Raw genomic sequence first — 17654 nt, 5'->3', positions numbered from 1 at the left:
CATTCTTTCACCATCAGCCCCGGCCTCGCGCCGGGGTTTTTTGTTTCTGGGGGCCGTTGCCAGCCTAGCCCTGCGACCTGACGTAGCCGATGTAGCCGCGCACGTCGTTGGCGGGTTCGGTGTAGGCGTCGCCTAGCGACTTCTCCATCGCCGCGACATAGGTCTTTGCCCAGCCTGGCAGCGGATAGTCGATGACGGCGAGGAATTCCAAAGTCGCGGCAAGCCGGATGTCTGCGATGGAGGGCCTGTCGCCGCCGATGAAGGGCTGGTCCTTGAAGTAGAAGGAGCGGAAGACGTCGAGTGGCTCGGCGAGAGCTTCAACGGCGGCCTGGCGCGCCTTCTCCTTGGTCGGGGCATCGGCGTCGCTGTGGCCGACTTCACCGGGATATTGCGGGAAGTTGAGTGCGGGGTAAGTGGCGCGCGCCAGATAGGGATAGAAGGTGCCGATGAGGTAGAACATGGCGCTGTCGATCATCGCGCGCCGCTCGGGATCCCTGGGGTAGAGGTTGTCCAGCCCGTGCTTGTTGGAGAGATATTGCATGATGGCGCAGCTCTCCCACAACACGCCGTTGGGCAATTCGGCGGTTTCGATCATCGGCGTGAGATGGGCCGGGCAGGCCGCGAGATATTCCGGTGTCCGGGTCTGGCCGTAGACGTCCTTTTCGGTGAAACCGAGGCCCGAGGCACGCAAGAACACGCGCGCGCTCATGTTGTTGACGCTTGGCTTGATGACGTTGAGCGTGATGTCGGCCATGTCAGATTCTCCCAGCTTCAGCTCTTGCGATAAGGATCCTTTGGCTCGCGCCCGGCCGACAAGGTCGCCCGGCTGCGCTCGGTGAGTGCCTCGATGGCGTCCGCCAGGTGAATTTCTGCGATGTTGTAGTCGCCGCGGGCGACCCTGACCTTGTGGGCCTCCATCAGCACGTCGGCATGGGTGTGGCCCGCCGGCGGCTCGAACCGGTAGGAGGCGAGTTCGATCAAAAGGCCGAGCGGATCTTCGAAATAGATCGAATCCATGAAGCCGCGATCCTTGACGCCGCTGTGCTTGATGGCGCGTTCGTCGAGGCGCTCGACTGCCTGCAGGAACGTCACCCGCGAGACGGCAAAGGCGATGTGATGCACGCAGCCGATGTCGGTCGGCGTCCGCTTCGGATCGGGCTTGCGGTTCTCGTCGGTGAAGATGGTGATGAGGCGGCCATCGCCGGGATCGAAATAGAGGTGGCTCTCGCTGGCCTTGTCGAGATTGGGCTGCTCGAAGATGAAAGGCATGCCGAGCAGGCCTTCCCAGAAATCGATCGAGGTGTTCCGGTCAGCGCCGACAAGGGTGATGTGGTGTACGCCTTGCGCCTGGAGTTTTCGCATGTGCCATCCTCCGTCGGCAGCAGTGTCGCACAAGCCCCGTCACAAGCAATAGATCGAGAGGACTGCCCGGACCGGTGTCGCGCCGGTCCGCGGCCCTGATGGCAGGTGCCCGGTCAGCTGCGGAGGCCCGGGGCTTCCTGGCCAGTGCGCTCGACATATTCGGTGTAGCCACCGCCATAGGTATGGATGCCGTCAGGGGTGAGCTCGAGCACGCGGTTGGACAAGGCGGCGAGGAAATGGCGGTCGTGCGAGACGAACAGCATGGTGCCCTCGTACTGCGACAGCGCGGTGATGAGCATTTCCTTGGTGGCGATATCCAGGTGGTTGGTCGGCTCGTCGAGCACCAGCAGATTGGGCGGATCAAACAGCATGATCGCCATGACCAGGCGGGCCTTTTCGCCGCCCGACAGCACGCGGCACTTCTTCTCGATCTCGTCGCCGGAGAAGCCGAAGCAGCCAGCGAGCGCACGCAGCGGCGCCTGGCCAGCCTGCGGGAAGGTGTCTTCGAGCTGCTGGAACACGGTGCGGTCGCCGTCGAGCAGGTCCATGGCGTGCTGGGCGAAATAACCCATCTTGACGCTCGGGCCGCGGGCGACAGTGCCGTTGTCGGGATTGGAGGCGCCGGCGACAAGCTTCAGCAGCGTCGACTTGCCGGCGCCGTTGATGCCCATGATGCACCAGCGTTCGCGGCGGCGGACCTGGAAGTCGAGGCCTTCATAGATGGTCTTGGAGCCATAGCTCTTGTGCACGTTCTTGAGCGTGACGACGTCCTCGCCCGAGCGCGGGGCGGGCTGGAACTCGAACGACACGGTCTGGCGGCGCTTGGGCGGCTCGACCTTGTCGATCTTGTCGAGCTTCTTGACCCGGCTTTGCACCTGGGCGGCGTGCGAGGCGCGCGCCTTGAAGCGTTCGATGAAGGCGATTTCCTTGGCCAGCATGGCCTGCTGGCGTTCGAACTGGGCCTGCTGCTGCTTGTCGGCCAGCGCGCGCTGCTGCTGGTAGAATTCGTAGTCGCCGGAGTAGGCGGTCAGCGAACCGCCGTCGATTTCAACGACCTTGTTGACGATGCGGTTCATGAACTCGCGGTCGTGCGAGGTCATCAGCAGTGCGCCGTCATAGTTTTTCAGGAAGGCCTCGAGCCAGATCAGGCTTTCGAGATCGAGATGGTTGCTCGGCTCGTCGAGCAAAAGCGCGTCGGGGCGCATGAGCAGGATCTTGGCGAGCGCAACGCGCATCTTCCAGCCGCCGGACAGCGCGCCGACGTCGCCGTCCATCATCTCCTGCGAGAAGCCGAGGCCGTCGAGGACCTCGCGGGCGCGGCCGTCGAGCGAATAGCCGTCGAGCTCCTCGAAGCGGCCCTGCACCTCGCCGTAGCGTTCGATGACCTGGTCCATCTCGTCCGCGCGGTCGGGGTCGACCATCGCCGCTTCCAGTTCGCGCATCTCGGCGATCAGCTCGCTGATCGGGCCGGCGCCGTCCATCACCTCGGTGACCGGGCTGCGGCCCGACATGTCGCCGACGTCCTGGCTGAAATAGCCGATGGTGACGCCGCGATCGACCGAGACCTGGCCCTCGTCGGGCTGCTCCTGGCCGGTGATCATGCGGAACAAGGTCGTCTTGCCGGCGCCGTTCGGGCCGACCAGGCCGACCTTCTCGCCCTTCTGGAGGGCTGCCGAGGCCTCGATGAAGACGAGCTGCTTGCCGTTCTGCTTGCCGATGTTTTCGAGACGAATCATGTTTTGTAGGACCCAGAGGATTTGTCGGGTCACCACGCCATCGGTTGCGCCCGTAAAAGAGTGTGCCCGTAAAGCATCCGGAGCCTTGGCGCGCAAGGGCCGCCGATGTCACAGGCACCGGCGGCGCAGGGATAAAAGCGCATTCCTAACCGATCAGATGGCGCAGGATCCCGGCCGAGGCGATGCCGACGATGACAGTCGGCAGCATCGACAGCCGCGTCGCCGCAAGCACGGTGATGGCGAGTGCTGCGAGGTCGGCCGGATTGTCGGAGACGAAATCAGGCGCGATGACCGAGATCAGTACGCAGCCCGGTGCTGCCTCCATGACGGCTGTGGCGCGCGGGCTGAGCGTGCGGTTGCGCAGCATGACATAGCCGCCGATGCGGGTGAGGTAGGTGACGCTGGCCATCAAGACGATGGCGAGAAGGTTGATCGGGTCGATCATGCGTCACCTGCCAGGACATAGGCCGCGACGAGGCCGGACAGCGCGCCGGCGGCGACATACCAGGCGCCGGGAACCAGGAGATAGAAAAGGGCTGCAACGACAAGGCTGACCAGCCATGGCCGCGCGGCGGCGACGCCTTTCCACATGCCGGCGAGCAGCACCAGGAACACGGCCGGAAACGCCATGTCGAAACCGTAGGCCTCGACGTCGCCCAGCACGGGGCCGAGCGCGCCGCCAAGCCCGGTGAAGACGACCCAGGCCAGGTAGAAGGGGATCGAGGCGCCGGCGTAGTAGGGCAGGCTGAAGGAGGGGGCGACGCCTGTCGCGGCGCGTTTCCTGGCGTCGGCGAGACCGAGCGCCCAGCTCTCGTCGCACATCAGGAAGAGCGCCGGAAACACCTTGCGCTTGGGCAGGTGGCGCAGGAACGGCGCGAGCGCTGCCCCCATCAACAGGTGGCGGCTGTTGACCAGGAAGGTGATGGCGACGATGAGCAGGACATGCGGCGGCGAGGTCCAGAGCTGGATCGCTGCGAATTCGGAGCCACCGGCAAAGTTCAACCCGGTCATCAACGGCACCTCGACCGGGCTCAGCCCCTTTTGCGCCGCCTGGGCGCCAAGCACCAGCGCGTAGGGCACGATGCCGAGCAGCACCGGCGTGCACGAGCGCATGCCGCGCCAGAACTCGGAACCGATGCCGCCTTCTGTCCGGTCGGACAATGTGGCTTGCGAAATACTCATGAAATCATCCTCGCGTGCCTCGCAGCGCGCGCTTTCCAAAGTGACTCGAACTGACGGTGTCAAACCGCAACTTAGTCCAACATCGACGCAATTTGCTTGCGAAGATTGTTGAATTTCACGCCGAGATGGCATCTGATGCGGTGGATGATTGAAATATTGGAATCCTGGGCCAATGAAGTTGGATGACATCGACAAGCGCATCCTGCGGGCGTTGCAGCGCGACGGCCGGATGGCGAACAACGACCTAGCGCGCGAAGTCGGGCTGTCGCCGTCGCCCTGCTTGCGGCGCGTCAAGCTGCTGGAGGAGGCCGGCGTCATCGACCGCTACGTCGCCATGCTCAACCCGGCGAAGATCGGCAGGGGGCAGACCTTCTTCACCCGGATCTGGCTGAAGGCTCAGGACGAGGACACGATCGAGCATTTCGCGGCCGAGGTGGCGAAGCTGCCGGAGGTGCTGGAGTGCTACCTGATGCTCGGCGATTGCGATGCCATGGTGCGGGTGGTGGCGGCCAACATCGATGCCTACCGGCGTTTCCAGTCCGAGCATCTCAGCCGCATCAAGGGCGTGCAGAACGTCAAGACCGATGTGCCGAGCCAGACGATCAAGCAGACATCGGAAATGCCGCTGTAGGCAGAATGCCGGTGAATGGAGAAAAGGCCCCGGCTGTTGCCGGGGCCTTTCGTTGAAGTTAGGCCGGCTGGACCAGATTGGCCAGCAGGCGGAAGGCGCCGGGCACCAGCTTGTCGAGCTGGTGGTGCAGCACCAGCGAGGTATGGGTGTGGCGGCCCTTGCCGATCTTGGCCGACAAAAGCGAGCCGTTGAGCTTATCCTCGCCCTTGTCGCTCATCGCCAGCAGCGGCTTGTAGGCCTTGTCCCATTCGGAGGCGAAGTAGAGGCCGCGCTCCTTGTCCCAGTTTGCCCAGTCCTCAGGCCCGATCTTGTTGGGCTTGTTGAGCAGCGGGTGTTCCGGCTCGAGGATATCGACCTCGGAAGCTGCGTCGGTGACGCGGTAGCGGATCGAGGGCGAGCCGATCTTGAGGAACAGCGGCGGTACCTTCTCGGCATCCCAGCCATCGCTCGGGCGATGGTAGAGCGTGACCAGATGGCCGCCATCCTGCACCCACTTGTGCAGTTCGGGTACCGCCTTGGCGAGGTCCTTGCGCTTGCCGAAGGCGAAGATGCCGACAACGATGGTCTTGAGGTCGCGATATGCACCCTGTTCGACGTCGGCTGGGCTGAGCTCGACGACGTCGATGCCGAGCCGTTTCATCCACAGTCCGACCTTGTCGTTGCCGCCGCTGATGTAGCCGACCTTCAGGCCGGTCAGCTCGGCGCCGACCGTCTGCACCGGAACCGAAACCCGGGTCGGCACAACGGAGCGGCCGATATGCGGGTAGGTGAAGGTGTTGATGGCATAGGCGTCCTTGCCGAGCAGCTGGGGCTCGATGGCAAAGCGTGTCTCGCCCGGCTTTGCCGGCGGCTGCAGGTCGAATGTGCCTGAATTGTCAGACGCTTCGCCCGACGGGCTCAGCGCCCAACCTTCGGGCAGGTCGATCTTGAGGTCGCCGACCTTGGCGTTGGTGACGGTCGCGGTCATGGCGACAGGCGCCAAGTCAGCCGCGGTGTTGAACACCACCGCGTCCGGCTTCAGCTCGAGCGATGCCGCGGGCACGACCCGGAGCGCGTGTTCGAGATCGACGTCGAGCACCGCCGAATGGCCGCCGATCTTGGCGGTCAGGCGCACGAAGGCATCGCCATTGCCGCCGAGCGGGTCGAACTGCTCGGTCAGCGGGTTGGTGAGCTCGGCGTCGGCTGCCACCGAAAGCTGGTCGTTGCTCGCCGTCAGGCCCTTGCGGGCGATGATCTCGGCCGATTCAACGACAACGTTTTCAGGGGCTTCGACCAGGGTCTTGATGGTGATGCTGTCGCCTGGCTTGAGGTCTTCGCCGTCGGTGAAGGCCCTGATGTGCATGCCTGAGGCGGTTGCCAGAACCAGATCGATTTCGCGCGCCTTGCGTTCGAGGCGGTGGGCGACCTGAGCACGCAGCTCCTGCGGCAATTGCTTGCGGGCCTCTGATATGGCCTTGGCGATTTCCACCGCCTTGGCGACCACCACGACCGGGTCACCATAGTCGGCGATGGCCTCGTCGATCAGGCCTTGCGCATTGCGCAGCGCGTCGGCCGAAGATGCCGGCATGCCGTCGAGCTTGGCGATGTCGCCGACCGTGGCAATCAGGCCCTCGCGGATGTCGCTTTCGGTCTTGGCCGGCTCACCCTTGGCGACACGAGCGAGATGCAGCTGCCATTCGGTCTGCGGCTCCTCGCGCCATTTGCCCATGCCCTGGGTCAGGTGGCAGGAGCGCGACCACTCGCCCATCTGCGGGAAGGTGGCGCCGGAGATCTTGTCGCGTTCGGGCGCGGTGACCGTCAGCGTGGTCGGGGGCGGGGGTGTTTCGTCGTCATAGACGCCGCCGCCGCCGCCATAGGCCGGCGAATAGATCTTGGGCACGTTCCACGGGTCGAGGCCCGATGCGATCTGGTCCGGATATTCCTTGGCGTCGCCCGAGATGTCAGCGGTGACGAAGGTGGCAACCACGGCGGCGCGGTGCTGGCCGTGCTGGCCCGGCACGTCGAGGAAGCAGTTCATGACGATGTCGGGCTTGTACTGGCGGAAGGCCCAGGTCATGCGCTCGACGACACGGTCGCGGCCCCAGCGGTCGATGGTGGCGTTGGGATCCTTGGAGAAGCCGAAGTCGTGCACCGAATCGGAATGGCCGCGGCCGCCGAAGGCGAGCGAGGCGTCGAGCGAGCGCGAGGCTTCCTGCATTTCGCGGGTGCGCAGCACGCCGAGCACCGAGCCGCGCTCGGCGCCGATGCTGTTCTGGCCGCCTTCGCCACGGGTGATGCAGTAGAGCACCGGGCGGATGCCGTAGACGTGGCGCAGTGCGGCAAGCAGGCCGCTCGGCTCGTCGTCGGGATGGGCGCCCGTGGTCATGAAGGTGAGTGTCGAGGTCAACCGCTCGAGGCGGCGGTGCAAGGTCACGATTGCCGGCTCCAGCTTCTGCCGGGCGATCAGCTCGAGGTCGGTGGCGGGCGCGGCGTGCGCGGCAGTGCGCATGGCCAGAAGGGCAGGCGGCAACGAGGCGATGAACAATCGCCGGGTCATCGTGGACATGGAAATCTCCTCTCGTAATCAGGCGGCGCCCAGAGGTGGCAGCTCCCCTCCCGTGGACGCCTCCGCTGGCCAACGGGGCCAACAGAGCAGACTATGGCCAGCAAGATAAAATAACTCAAGTAAGTTTATGTAATTGAGGAGGTGCTTACCTAAGGTGAGAAGCTGACGGGCAGGGCGGGGACATGTGATGCCATCTGGGCCTGCGGCGGCGGTGTTTTAGCCTGCCGCGCTTGCTTCGTGCCGTGTCCTCGACATTGAAGGCGGATGCTGGTCCGGCATCGAAAGACAACTGGATCAAAGGGGCGAAAGGGAATGACGCCGGCATCCACCCGAAAAATGATTCAGGGGACGCTTGGCGGCGTCCCCTGATGGCAATCGTGGCGATTGTAAAATCTTATGCGGCAATGGCCGTATGGGCGGAGGCTGCAACCAGCGCGTCGACCGTGGCCGTTGCCTTGGCGAGTGCCGCCGTGACCGCGTCCGGGCCCATGCCGACGCCCTCGATGCGGATCACCTCGACATCGGTCATGCCGATGAAGCCGAGCACGCTGCGCAGGTAGGGGATGGCGTGGTCCATCTGGACGGCGGCACCTTCCGAATAGATGCCGCCCGAGGCGAGCACGATATAGACCTTCTTGCCGGTGACGAGGCCCTTGGGGCCGTTTTCGCCATAGGCAAAGGTCTTGCCGGAGCGGGCGACGTGGTCGACCCAGGACTTCAGCGTCGACGAGATGTTGAAGTTGATGAAGCCGGTGGCGAGGATGACGGTGTCGGCGGCAAAAAGCTCGTCGAGAACAGCGTCGGAAACGCCGACCACCTCGGCCTGGCGCTGGGTCCGGTTTTCGGCAGGCGTGTAGATGCCGGTGGCATAGTCGGTGTCGATATGCGGCAGCGGGTTGGCGACGAGATCACGGACGACAAGATTGGCAGAAGGGTCGGCGGCTACCAGCTTCTGGGCGAATTCGGTTGCGATGCGGGTCGAGTGCGAGGCGGCACCGCGCGGGCTGGACGTGACAAGCAGGACGGACATGGCGGTTTCTCTTGGGTTGGGTTGTTCGGTGCACTGAATATGGTCCGACCAACCCATTTGAAAAACTGGCATATTATCTATATAATCCATCCATAATCTGGATGGATAGATGCAGCCCAATCCCACGCTCGACCAGCTCCAGGTCTTTGTTACCGTGGCTGATGCCGGAAGCTTTTCCGCGGCAGGCCGCAAGCTCAACCGTGCGCAGTCGGTGATCAGCTATGCCATCGCCAATCTCGAGGCGCAGTTGGGTCTCAAGCTGTTCGAGCGCGAAGGCACCCGCGAGCCGCAGCTGACTGATGTCGGCAAGACGATGCTGGAAGATGCCCGCCGCATGATCGGCGTGCTGCAGCGGATCCGTTCGCGCGCCAGCGGCCACCAGCAGGGGCTCGAGGCGGAAGTCGCGATGTCGGTTGAGGTTGCCTTGCCGTCGCCGGTGCTGGTCCCGGTGCTGAAGGCGTTCGAGGAGCGGTTTCCGACGGTGGCGCTGCGCCTGCATGTCGGCTCGCTCGGGCTGATCGTCGACCAGGTCATGACCGGGCACGCCGATCTCGGGGTGGGCGGCATAACGGGCGAGGCCGAGGTGCAGCTTGTTCGCCTCGGCTTCATGTCCATGGTGCCGGCAGCCGCTCCCGATCATCCGCTGGCACAGTTTTCCGGCCCGGTGCCGCTGGAGGAGATGCGCGAGCACATCCAGCTCGTTGTGTCAGACCAGTCGGAGCGGACGCGCGGGCGCGATTTCGGCGTTTTCGCCTATCGCACATGGCGGCTGACCGACATGCGCACCAAACATGCCCTGATGCGCGAGGGGCTTGGCTGGGGCGGTCTGCCGCGCTGGCTGATCGCCGACGACCTGGCAAACGGCCGCCTGGTGGAGCTCAACCTCGAGCCCTACAGCGAGCAGCGCTCGCCGCTGTTTGCCATGTATCGCGCCGACCGCACGCCAAAGCCGGCGGCGGCCTGGCTGATCGAGCAGTTCAAGCGTGAGCTTGGCTGTTTCAACGAGTTCGAGCCGCATCGCCAGACAGCGACCGGCATGGCGTGAGCGTCAGGCTGATAGGTCAGGCGTCATCAGCCCATCGATCAGGGCCGAGATGACGGCGACCTGGTCGGCGAAGGGCGCGCCGGCATCGATCGCCAGCGCGGCACGGTCGAAGGTGGCGGCAAGCAGGCTGGTGAGCGCTGCCAGCGGCAGCTTGCGCATCTCGCCTGCGCGCATCGTCAGGGCGAGGCCCTCGCGCAGCGTGCGGTTGCCATGGCGGTCGTCGATGGCGTCCATGCCGGGACGGCCGAGTACCGCCGGGCCGTCGAGCAGCAATAGCCGCGTCCGTCCCGGCACCTGCATTGCCTTGAGATAGGCTTCGCTGCCGACCAACAGTGCTTCGCGGGCGCCAAGGGCGGTGGGGGCTGCGCGTTCGACCTCTTCGGCAACCGCATTTGCCTCCTGTTCGGCGACCGCGGCAAACAGTGCCTGCTTGTCGCTGAAGTGGTGATAGAGCGCGCCGCGCGTGACGCCGGCCGCCGCCACGATCTCGGGTGTACTCGTCTCGGCATAGGATTTTTCGGTGAACAGCCTGCGCGCGGCGGCGATCAGGTCGCCGCGCGTCGCCTCGGTGCGGTCACGGTTGGAGCGGCGTTCGCTTTTCACTTGCATACATGCAGCCTGTATGTTAATTCACATTTACATGCAGACTGTATGTTGATTGAGGAGAGAAGGAAAGCCATGAAAACGACCAGCTACTATCCCGTGATTATGACCGGCGATGTCGCCGGCACCGCCGCTTTCTACATCAAGCACTTCCGCTTCGCGTCGGAGTTTGACGCCGGCTGGTATGTCCACCTGCGGTCGACGGAAGACAGGCGCGTCGATCTCGCCATCGTCCAGGGCGACCACGAGACGATCCCCGAGGAAGGGCGCGGGCGGGTCTCCGGCCTGCTGATCAATTTCGAGGTCAAGGATGTTGATGCCGTGCATGAACGGCTGGTCGCGGAAGGGTTGCCGATCCTGCGCTCGCTGCGCGACGAAGACTTTGGGCAACGCCACTTCATCACCAGGGATCCCAACGGCGTGCTGATCGACGTCATCACGCCGATCCCGCCGAGCCCCGAGTTCCTGGCGCTGTATGTGCCGGACAAAGTTGACGCCTGACGCAAACGAAAAACGGAGGCGCCGCGAGGCGCCTCCGTCACTTTATCTACCAGCTTCAAGCTGGCCGAAAGGCTCAGTCCTGGATGTAGCAGCGCTTGCGGACGCCCGGTGCTGGATCGCCGAAGGTCTCGTTGTCGCAATCGACGCCGTCGCGGAAGACGCCTTCCTCGAACTGGTTCATCGTGCCGTAGCGCACCCGCTTGCGGCCGTAGAAATCGCAGTACTCATTTTCGTTGGCGCAGGCAGCCCAGCGCTTGCGGCGCGGTTCGCCGTAGCCGCCGCCGTCGCCATAGTCGCGGCCGCGGCGGCCGCGCTCGACGATGTAGCATTCCTTGCGCATGCCCGGCGCCGGGTCGCCGAAACTGCGGTTCGAGCAGCGGACGGCAGGCGCGTCGATGAAGCGCGAAGTGGTCCTGCCTTGCGCGCCATAAACGACCTCGGCCGGATAAGGCAGGCGGCAGGTGCCGCCTTCCGATGCGCAGCGGATCAGCCGTTGAGCCTCTGCGGGGGTGGAGGTAAAGGCGGAGACTGTTGCCGCCAGTCCGGCGACACAGATCGATGCGAAGGCCGTCCGCATCGTAAGGGTTTGGGCGATTGACACGATAGATGTCCTCGAATCGTTGGAGGCCTCGACCTTAGCGGGCATGTTTTGAACGCAAGATGAATGCGGCGTTTTGAAGAAAGGTTCCGTGTCCGACCAGACGCCGTGCCCTTGGGGCAAGCAAAGGGAGGCGAAAACTAAGCCTCGGCCGGGCGCTCCTGTACCGGAAAGACGCGGTCGTAGGCCAGGTTGAAGACAAATGCGTAGGCCATGTAGAAAATCGCAAACGATGCATCCATCAGCAGCGCCTGGAGCAGGCTTATGCCGAGATACCAGGCGATGAACGGCATCAGCAAGGCGAGCAGCCCGACCTCGAAAAGGACGGCGTGGACGACACGCACCTGAAGCGATTTCCGGACGCTGCCTCTCATAGCCAGAAGCAGGTGGTCGAAGCCGAGATTGAACAGGTAGTTCCAGATCGTTGCGATCGTCGCGCTGACGATGGCAACGACGCCGATGTCGCCCATGGGCATGTGGAAGGCCCAGGCGCCTAGCGGCGTGACCAAGGCCAGCCCGATCACCTCGAAGCTGACAGCGTGGCGAACACGGTCAAGGGTGGTGCGCATCTTAGCCCTCCTGGGATTTCGGCCCGTTCCGAAAAAGCGTCCCAGATGGGGGAGATGGTCCTCGCTTCGCAGGCAAGACTAATGAAGCCCGGACAGCTGTTCAATACTGCCAGGGCTGCCTGTTCGACGGTGCCAGGGGCAGCAGAAGACGGTGGCAGCCTGCAACTGCCGTCCTGCGTGGCGCCGATATTGTCCGGCTACTTCCTGCGGTTGAAGAAGACCGTGCCGGCGCCGGCGAGTGCCAGCAAGGAGCCGGCGATGAAGGGCGGGATGAATACGGCGAGCGCCTCGCTGTTTTCCCAGCGCAGCCGGAAATCGTTGCAGCCGGTGCTGCAGCCATAGGCGTTCAGCCAGACCCAGCCGCCGAAGCTCGCAGCACAGACCAGGATGCCCAGGACGAGCAGCGCATATCCCAACAGACGCAGCAGTGCCTCCCGCACAATTGAAAACGGAGGCGCTTGTGCAGCACCTCCGTCCCTTGATGTCAATCGGCGCTACAGTGGCCGAAGATGAGTCAATCCAGCGGCTTGGCCGGCGCGGCTGAGAAAATGATTCCAGCCGACGTTGCGTTCTAGAGGCTGGGGCCGTCCTCGCCTGCAGCCTTCTTGTCGCCCTTGGAGAGGCCGGTCAGGCGGTCGATATAGGCGAGCAGCAGCGCCGAGAGCACGAAAGCCAGGTGAATGATGGTCAGCCACATCAGCTGGTCGGAGGTGTATTGCTGGGCGTTGAGGAAGACCTGGAGCAAGTGGATCGACGAGATCGCGACGATGGTCGAGGCAACCTTGATCTTGAGCGAGCTGATGTCGATGGTGCCGAGCCAGTGGACCTCGCCATCATGGTTGTCGAAGCGGCTGACGAAGTTCTCGTAGCCGGAGATGATGACCATCACCACCAGCGAGGCGACAAGCGCAGCATCAATCAGCCCCAGCACCTTGAGGATGGTGTCGGTGTCGTCGAGCACCATCACCTTCATGACGAACTCGTAGAGCTTCTTGACGAAGGACAGGGCGTAGATGCCGAGTGCGACGGCGAGGCCGAGGTAAAACACCACGAGCAGCCAGCGCGAGGCGAGAATGATGGATTCGACAGCGTGTTCGAGGCGTTTCATGAGACGTCCGAAATTGGCGATTGGAAATTGAGGCGTGCCGACGAATGCAACAGCTTCGAGGATAAAAGACGAATGCAACAGCTTCGGGGATAAAACAAGGCCCGGCCGCTGGAGGGGGGATTCGGCCGGGCCTGATCTCCTGAAACGCCGGAGATGGGACGGGGCAGGGAACCACGTCACCCACAAAGTGGCATCAAAATCCAGCGATTCAATGGCCAAAGCCGGGTGATCGCGTGATTGTTACCGGCGATTCTGTGTCCGAAAAGAGCACTTTAGGCGGGCAAAAAGCCCGCTCCGCGATGCGCGGGGCGGGCCTTGGATGATTGCGCCTGGCGCTAGTTGGCGCTGGCGATAGGCGCCACCAGCGGCGTGATGCGGCGGATGGCGACGCGGCGGTTTTCACGCTCCGGCTTCTGCGACTTCACCTTGAGGTAACGCTCGCCGTAGCCCTGCGTCGACAGGTTCTCCGGCTGGATGCCGAAGACATTGGTCAGCGCATCCGCCACGGCCTCGGCGCGGCGATCCGACAGCGCCAGATTGGCGACATCGGAACCGACGGCGTCGGTGTGGCCCTCGATGAGGAAGGTTTCGGCCGGGTTCTTCTTGAGCAGCTTCTCCATCGCATTGGCGACGCCTTCGAGCTTGGAAATCTCGCTCTCGGGGATCGAGGCCGAGCCGAACTCGAAGCTCAGCGTGTCGAGGTCGACGCGCCTGGCGATGTCGCGGACACGGGCCGAACGCTTGACCTCGTCGACCGAGTAAAGCCGCTTGACGCGCTCCACCGGCGGACGCTCGAGGAAGTCGTAATAGGCATCGTCATCCTCGACATATTGCGCGTCGAGAATGTACTCGTTGCGCGGAATGTGAAGCTGCAGCGGCGGCAGGTCGAGACCCGGATCGCGCCATTCGTCCATCTCCTCGTAATACTGGTCGTCGACATAGCTCAGCACATATTCGCGGCCATCGGGCGTGATGCGCGAACGCTGCACGATGTCGCCGTAGCGGTTGCGGATGGTGATGATCTGGTTGCCGTTGTCGCGAACAATGACTTCGCGGGTGCGGCCGCGCGGCAGTTCCTCGTAATAGACGTCCTGGGCGTCGCGGGTGATGCGCGGCCGGTCGTTGCTTTCGACGATGATCTGGTTGTTGATCTGGATGATCACCCGGTCACCGATCTCGCGCAGGAACTCGCTGCCTTCCGGACGCGGCCTGCGGCGCAGGTCGACTTCAGGCATCTTTTCGATGCGCGTGCCCTTTTCGGCTGTCACAGCCTGGATCTCGACAGGCTGGGCTGCTTCGGTGGCCGCCTTGTCGTCGACCGGAGGCGGACCCGGATCGACAGGCACCGGCACAGGCTGCGCCGTCTGCTCGCCAGTCTGGCCTTCGGGCGCGGGTTGAGCGGGCTGGCCCTCAGTAGCCGGCTGCTGGCCACCGGCCTGGGCAGGCGGCGTTTCTTTCTGGCTGTCGAGGATCGGCGCCTCGTTGGGGTTCACCGGCGGCTGGTTCGCCTCGCCCTGCTGGGCAGGCTGTTGCGGCGGTTCACCAGTTGCCGGCTGCTGGGGCTGCTCGCCCGTAGCGGGCTGCTCGCCAGTCGCGGGTTGCTCCGTCGATGGCTGCTGCACGGCAGGCTGTTCGCCCTGCGCCGGCGTTTCACCTGCGGGTGCGGTGGTTTCGGGTGCCGGGGCAGGGGTAGGAACCTGTTCCGGTGTCGGCTCGGCAGGCTTTGCCGCCGGCTGTTCGGCGGGCTGCTCTGCCTGGGGCTTCTGCTCGGGCTGGGCCTCGGGCTGAGGTGCAACCTCAGGCGTCGGGGCTGGTTCTTCAGCGGCCGGAGCCTGCTCCTTCTGCTTGCCCTTCTTCGGTGCCGGCTCCTCGGCCTGCGGCTCGGGCTGAGGCGCTACCTCCGGCTCGGCGGCGGGCTGCTCCGCCTGCGGCTGTTCCTGCTGCTGCTGTTCAGCGGCGGGCTCGCGCTTCTTGCGCTTGGGGGCAGGCTCTTCCGCCTGCGGCTGAGGCTCTGCCTGCGGCTCGGGTTCGGCCTGCGGTGCTACCTCCTGCTGCGGTGCAGGTTCTTCGGCCGGGGCCTCGCGCTTCTTGCGGCGCGGCTCGGGTGCTGGCTCTTCGGCCTGCGGTGCCGGCTGTTCTGCCTGCGGCTGCGGTTCGGGCTGGGGCTCAGGCTGCGGAGCCGGCTCCGGCTGCGGGGCAGGTTCTGGCTGTGGCTCCGGGGCAGGGGCCTGCTGGCCACCACCCTGGCGCGCGGCGCAGGCTTCCGCCGATTCGCCTTCCTGGCAGTCGGACTGGACGCGGATCAGCGGCAGCGTAGCACCTGCCTCAGTCAGCGCGCCGTTCGTCAGCGGCATGGCGCCCAACGGCGCGGATGCCATGAACAGGCCGATAGCCGTGCCTGCGAGAATCCGTGGTTGGCGTTTCATCGTTGGAAATCTCCTCGAAGTGAACTTTGGTCCCGTCCCGGCCCAAACAGATGGAACCGGTTATGGTTCCGCTTGCCGCCGAAGTCGCATCGCATCGGGGCGATTGCCCGACAGCAACATGGCAATATCGTGGTTTCGCTGAACTGGCGATGAATGCGCTGCGCTTGACGCAACCTCCTTTCGGCGCCAAATGCCAGCCATGGACGATGCCTTTTGGAAAACGACGCCGCTCGAGGCGATGAGCCCGACCCAGTGGGAACAGCTTTGCGACGGCTGCGGCAAATGCTGCCTGTCCAAGCTCGAGGACGAAGACACCGGCGAGATCTACTGGACCAGCGTCGGCTGCCGGCTGTTCGACGGCGCGACCTGCCGCTGCGCCGACTATGCCAATCGTCTCGCGCGCGTGCCTGATTGCGTCGGGCTGACGCCTCAGAATGTGCGTACGATTTCCTGGCTGCCCAGCACCTGCGCCTATCGCCTGGTCGGCGAAGGCCATGATCTCTACTGGTGGCACCATCTTGTCTCCGGCAGCCGCGAGACGGTGCATGAGGCCGGCATTTCGGTGCGCGGCAAGCTGACGGCTTCCGAGGACGACATGGCCGAGCCGGAAGACTATTTCGACCACATGCTGGACGAAGAGCCATAAACGGCGAACCCGCTCGCGACCATGCCGCTCAGGCCTCCGGTCCCTCTCACGACTGCGTGACGGCTCACGCAGTGTTGCGGCGTGTAAGAAATATCTATTAGAATCAAATGTTTGCCACATGAACCGAAAATGAATACACGGTTCGAAAACGGTTCAGCTTGGGTGGTGCATTGTCTGGTCATCGCTCAGGCAGAGATGGCCTGACGCCACTGAATTCAAGGAGAAGCCCCCATGTTCGACAAGATCAAGACTGCCGCCCTTTCTGCCGTCATCGGTTTCAGCACGCTGGCCGCCATACCGGCGACCGCACAGGCCGACGGCCTCTATCTCAATCTCGGCCAGGGTTCGCCGAATGTCGGCGTCTACATCCAGGACCGCGATGGCCGCCGTGACAACCGTTGGGATAACCGCAATGGCAACTGGGACAATGGCGGCCGCTGGGACAACCGTCACGACAACCGTTGGGGCCGTCCGGGTGGCCGTTGGGACCGCGCCTGCTCGCCGGACCGCGCCGTCGACAAGGCCGAGCGCATGGGCCTGCGCCGCGCCCGCATCGTCGACGTCAACCGCCGCTCGATCACGGTGAGCGGACGCAAGTATGGCGAGCGCGTCGCGATCACCTTCGCCCGTGCCCCGAACTGCCCGGTTGTCCGCTGGTAATCTCGACAGCATCGGGTACGCCCGATCGCAGTAGCGGGAGCCCCTTTCCCCTCGGGAAGGGTGGTGGCTCCAAACAAAACCCCGGAGGCCTGGCCTCCGGGGTTTTTCATTGTTCGAAGTGCCTGATCGTTGTCGAACTGCCTGGTTCGCGATCTGCCTGGATGAATTCTGCCGCGCGCTTGAACGCGCGGCAGAGGGAATTCCAATTTCAGGCCCTCAGTTGGCCCGTCAGTTCTTCAGTTCGAAGGTGACGTTGACCTGGACGCGGTAGGCGTTTTCGCCTGCCTCGACAGGTGCGGCACCGGCTGCGCGGTCGAACGACTTGGCCTGCATCGGCATTGGCGGCGGGGCATAGGACTGGTCGGTGATCTCGAGCACCTTGCCAACCTTGACGCCGGCGGCCTCGGCCAGGACCTTGGCCTTGGCGATGGCGTCGGCAACCGCAAGCTTGCGCGCCTCGGTGATGACGCCTTCCGGCTTCTCGTTGGTGAAGGTGATGCCGCCGCCCTGGTTGACGCCAAGCGAGACAGCCTTGTCGAGGATCTCGCCGGTCTTGGCGATGTCGCGGACGCGTACCGACAAGGTGTTGATCACCTGGTAGGCGACGAGTTCGGCATCCTGCGAGCCGTCGGGCTTGTTGGTGTAGTTGTAGCGCGGCTGGATCTGGATGCCTGCGGTCTGCAGGTCGCGGTCGGCGACACCCGCAGCCTTCATCGCGGCGATCACCTGGGCCATGGCGTCGTTGTTGGCGTCGAGCGCCTCGCGCGCGGTCTTGGCCTCGCGCATCACCGACAGCGACAGGAGCGCGAGATCGGGTGCTACCGAGGCTTCGCCTTCGCCGGTCACGACGATGCGCGGCGACGGCTCGTTGTCGGCGCGGGCGGCAGCCGCTGGAAGTGTCAGTGCTGCTGCAAGTGCAAGCGCCATGTATTTGCGATTCATAATATAATCTCCGTTGTCCTGAGCCCTTCGGGAGTGTCAAATAGGGGCGGATTATGGGTGGATTGCGGCA

Annotated in this window: 19 protein-coding genes; 5 read left to right on the top strand and 14 right to left on the bottom strand. The window is 64.2% G+C overall.

Annotated elements, in window-relative coordinates; genetic code table 11:
* Positions 1-64: 64 nt before the first annotated feature.
* From ACSQ3E_RS02505 to ACSQ3E_RS02485, 5 genes are all read right to left on the bottom strand, one after another.
* On the bottom strand, positions 65-754 hold the full coding sequence (locus tag ACSQ3E_RS02505; RefSeq protein WP_436121486.1) for a glutathione S-transferase family protein: 690 nt from the start codon (positions 752-754) through the stop codon (positions 65-67).
* 17 nt (positions 755-771) lie between these two features.
* Positions 772-1362, bottom strand: coding sequence for a VOC family protein (locus ACSQ3E_RS02500; protein WP_436121485.1), 591 nt, complete (start codon positions 1360-1362; stop codon positions 772-774).
* Positions 1363-1475: 113 nt separating this feature from the next.
* Entirely contained in the window at positions 1476-3098 is a 1623-nt protein-coding gene (locus ACSQ3E_RS02495) for an ABC-F family ATP-binding cassette domain-containing protein (RefSeq protein ID WP_310316665.1), read from the bottom strand.
* A gap of 145 nt (positions 3099-3243) precedes the next feature.
* Positions 3244-3543, bottom strand: a complete 300-nt coding sequence (locus ACSQ3E_RS02490) for an AzlD family protein (RefSeq protein WP_310316668.1) — start codon at positions 3541-3543, stop codon at positions 3244-3246.
* Positions 3540-4280 (bottom strand): AzlC family ABC transporter permease, encoded by a 741-nt coding sequence (locus ACSQ3E_RS02485; RefSeq protein ID WP_436121484.1) that lies wholly within the window; start codon positions 4278-4280, stop codon positions 3540-3542. The genes ACSQ3E_RS02490 and ACSQ3E_RS02485 overlap by 4 nt, the downstream gene beginning before the upstream one ends.
* Before the next feature lie 172 nt (positions 4281-4452).
* On the opposite strand from ACSQ3E_RS02485, the gene ACSQ3E_RS02480 reads away from it, so the two are divergent.
* Entirely contained in the window at positions 4453-4911 is a 459-nt protein-coding gene (locus tag ACSQ3E_RS02480) for an Lrp/AsnC family transcriptional regulator (protein WP_310316673.1), read from the top strand.
* A gap of 58 nt (positions 4912-4969) precedes the next feature.
* Here ACSQ3E_RS02480 and ACSQ3E_RS02475 read toward each other — a convergent pair whose 3' ends face one another.
* Together ACSQ3E_RS02475 and ACSQ3E_RS02470 are read right to left on the bottom strand one after the other, a co-directional pair.
* Positions 4970-7456, bottom strand: a complete 2487-nt coding sequence (locus tag ACSQ3E_RS02475; RefSeq protein WP_436121483.1) for a PIG-L family deacetylase — start codon at positions 7454-7456, stop codon at positions 4970-4972.
* 394 nt (positions 7457-7850) lie between these two features.
* Positions 7851-8486 (bottom strand): FMN-dependent NADH-azoreductase, encoded by a 636-nt coding sequence (locus ACSQ3E_RS02470; RefSeq protein ID WP_436121482.1) that lies wholly within the window; start codon positions 8484-8486, stop codon positions 7851-7853.
* Between the two features lie 109 nt (positions 8487-8595).
* Between ACSQ3E_RS02470 and ACSQ3E_RS02465 the strand changes: the two genes are divergently transcribed.
* Positions 8596-9531 (top strand): LysR family transcriptional regulator, encoded by a 936-nt coding sequence (locus ACSQ3E_RS02465; protein WP_436121481.1) that lies wholly within the window; start codon positions 8596-8598, stop codon positions 9529-9531.
* Positions 9532-9534: 3 nt separating this feature from the next.
* Here ACSQ3E_RS02465 and ACSQ3E_RS02460 read toward each other — a convergent pair whose 3' ends face one another.
* Positions 9535-10140 carry a TetR/AcrR family transcriptional regulator gene (locus tag ACSQ3E_RS02460; RefSeq protein WP_436121480.1) on the bottom strand — a complete coding sequence of 202 codons (606 nt, stop codon included), beginning with the start codon at positions 10138-10140 and terminating at the stop codon, positions 9535-9537.
* A 69-nt stretch (positions 10141-10209) separates the two neighbouring features.
* Between ACSQ3E_RS02460 and ACSQ3E_RS02455 the strand changes: the two genes are divergently transcribed.
* Positions 10210-10635, top strand: coding sequence for a VOC family protein (locus ACSQ3E_RS02455; protein WP_436121479.1), 426 nt, complete (start codon positions 10210-10212; stop codon positions 10633-10635).
* A gap of 73 nt (positions 10636-10708) precedes the next feature.
* Here ACSQ3E_RS02455 and ACSQ3E_RS02450 read toward each other — a convergent pair whose 3' ends face one another.
* The 5 genes from ACSQ3E_RS02450 to ACSQ3E_RS02430 all read right to left on the bottom strand — a co-directional run bounded on the left by ACSQ3E_RS02450 (position 10709) and on the right by ACSQ3E_RS02430 (position 15336).
* Positions 10709-11236 (bottom strand): hypothetical protein, encoded by a 528-nt coding sequence (locus ACSQ3E_RS02450; RefSeq protein WP_436121478.1) that lies wholly within the window; start codon positions 11234-11236, stop codon positions 10709-10711.
* A 137-nt stretch (positions 11237-11373) separates the two neighbouring features.
* Entirely contained in the window at positions 11374-11802 is a 429-nt protein-coding gene (locus tag ACSQ3E_RS02445) for a PACE efflux transporter (RefSeq protein WP_436121477.1), read from the bottom strand.
* 197 nt (positions 11803-11999) lie between these two features.
* On the bottom strand, positions 12000-12242 hold the full coding sequence (locus ACSQ3E_RS02440) for a hypothetical protein (protein WP_436121476.1): 243 nt from the start codon (positions 12240-12242) through the stop codon (positions 12000-12002).
* A 131-nt stretch (positions 12243-12373) separates the two neighbouring features.
* Positions 12374-12910: a TIGR00645 family protein gene (locus tag ACSQ3E_RS02435; RefSeq protein WP_067959907.1), complete on the bottom strand. Its 537-nt coding sequence runs from the start codon at positions 12908-12910 to the stop codon at positions 12374-12376.
* Positions 12911-13245: 335 nt separating this feature from the next.
* Entirely contained in the window at positions 13246-15336 is a 2091-nt protein-coding gene (locus ACSQ3E_RS02430) for an OmpA family protein (RefSeq protein WP_436121475.1), read from the bottom strand.
* Between the two features lie 199 nt (positions 15337-15535).
* On the opposite strand from ACSQ3E_RS02430, the gene ACSQ3E_RS02425 reads away from it, so the two are divergent.
* Both ACSQ3E_RS02425 and ACSQ3E_RS02420 read left to right on the top strand, forming a co-directional pair.
* Entirely contained in the window at positions 15536-15982 is a 447-nt protein-coding gene (locus ACSQ3E_RS02425) for a YcgN family cysteine cluster protein (RefSeq protein WP_436121474.1), read from the top strand.
* A gap of 231 nt (positions 15983-16213) precedes the next feature.
* The gene (locus ACSQ3E_RS02420) at positions 16214-16642 is read left to right on the top strand and encodes a hypothetical protein (protein WP_310316706.1); all 429 of its coding nucleotides are present in this window, start codon (positions 16214-16216) and stop codon (positions 16640-16642) included.
* A gap of 228 nt (positions 16643-16870) precedes the next feature.
* On the opposite strand, the gene ACSQ3E_RS02415 is transcribed toward ACSQ3E_RS02420, so the two are convergent.
* Complete coding sequence (locus ACSQ3E_RS02415) at positions 16871-17584, bottom strand: SIMPL domain-containing protein (protein ID WP_310316709.1); 714 nt, start codon at positions 17582-17584, stop codon at positions 16871-16873.
* Between the last annotated feature and the right edge of the window lie 70 nt (positions 17585-17654).

It is taken from the genome of Aminobacter sp. LjRoot7, from assembly GCF_964252895.1.
In the GTDB taxonomy this organism is placed as follows: domain Bacteria; phylum Pseudomonadota; class Alphaproteobacteria; order Rhizobiales; family Rhizobiaceae; genus Aminobacter; species Aminobacter aminovorans_B.
The sequence above is the reverse complement of the archived record's forward strand: the minus strand, read 5'-3'. Positions and strand labels throughout refer to the sequence as shown.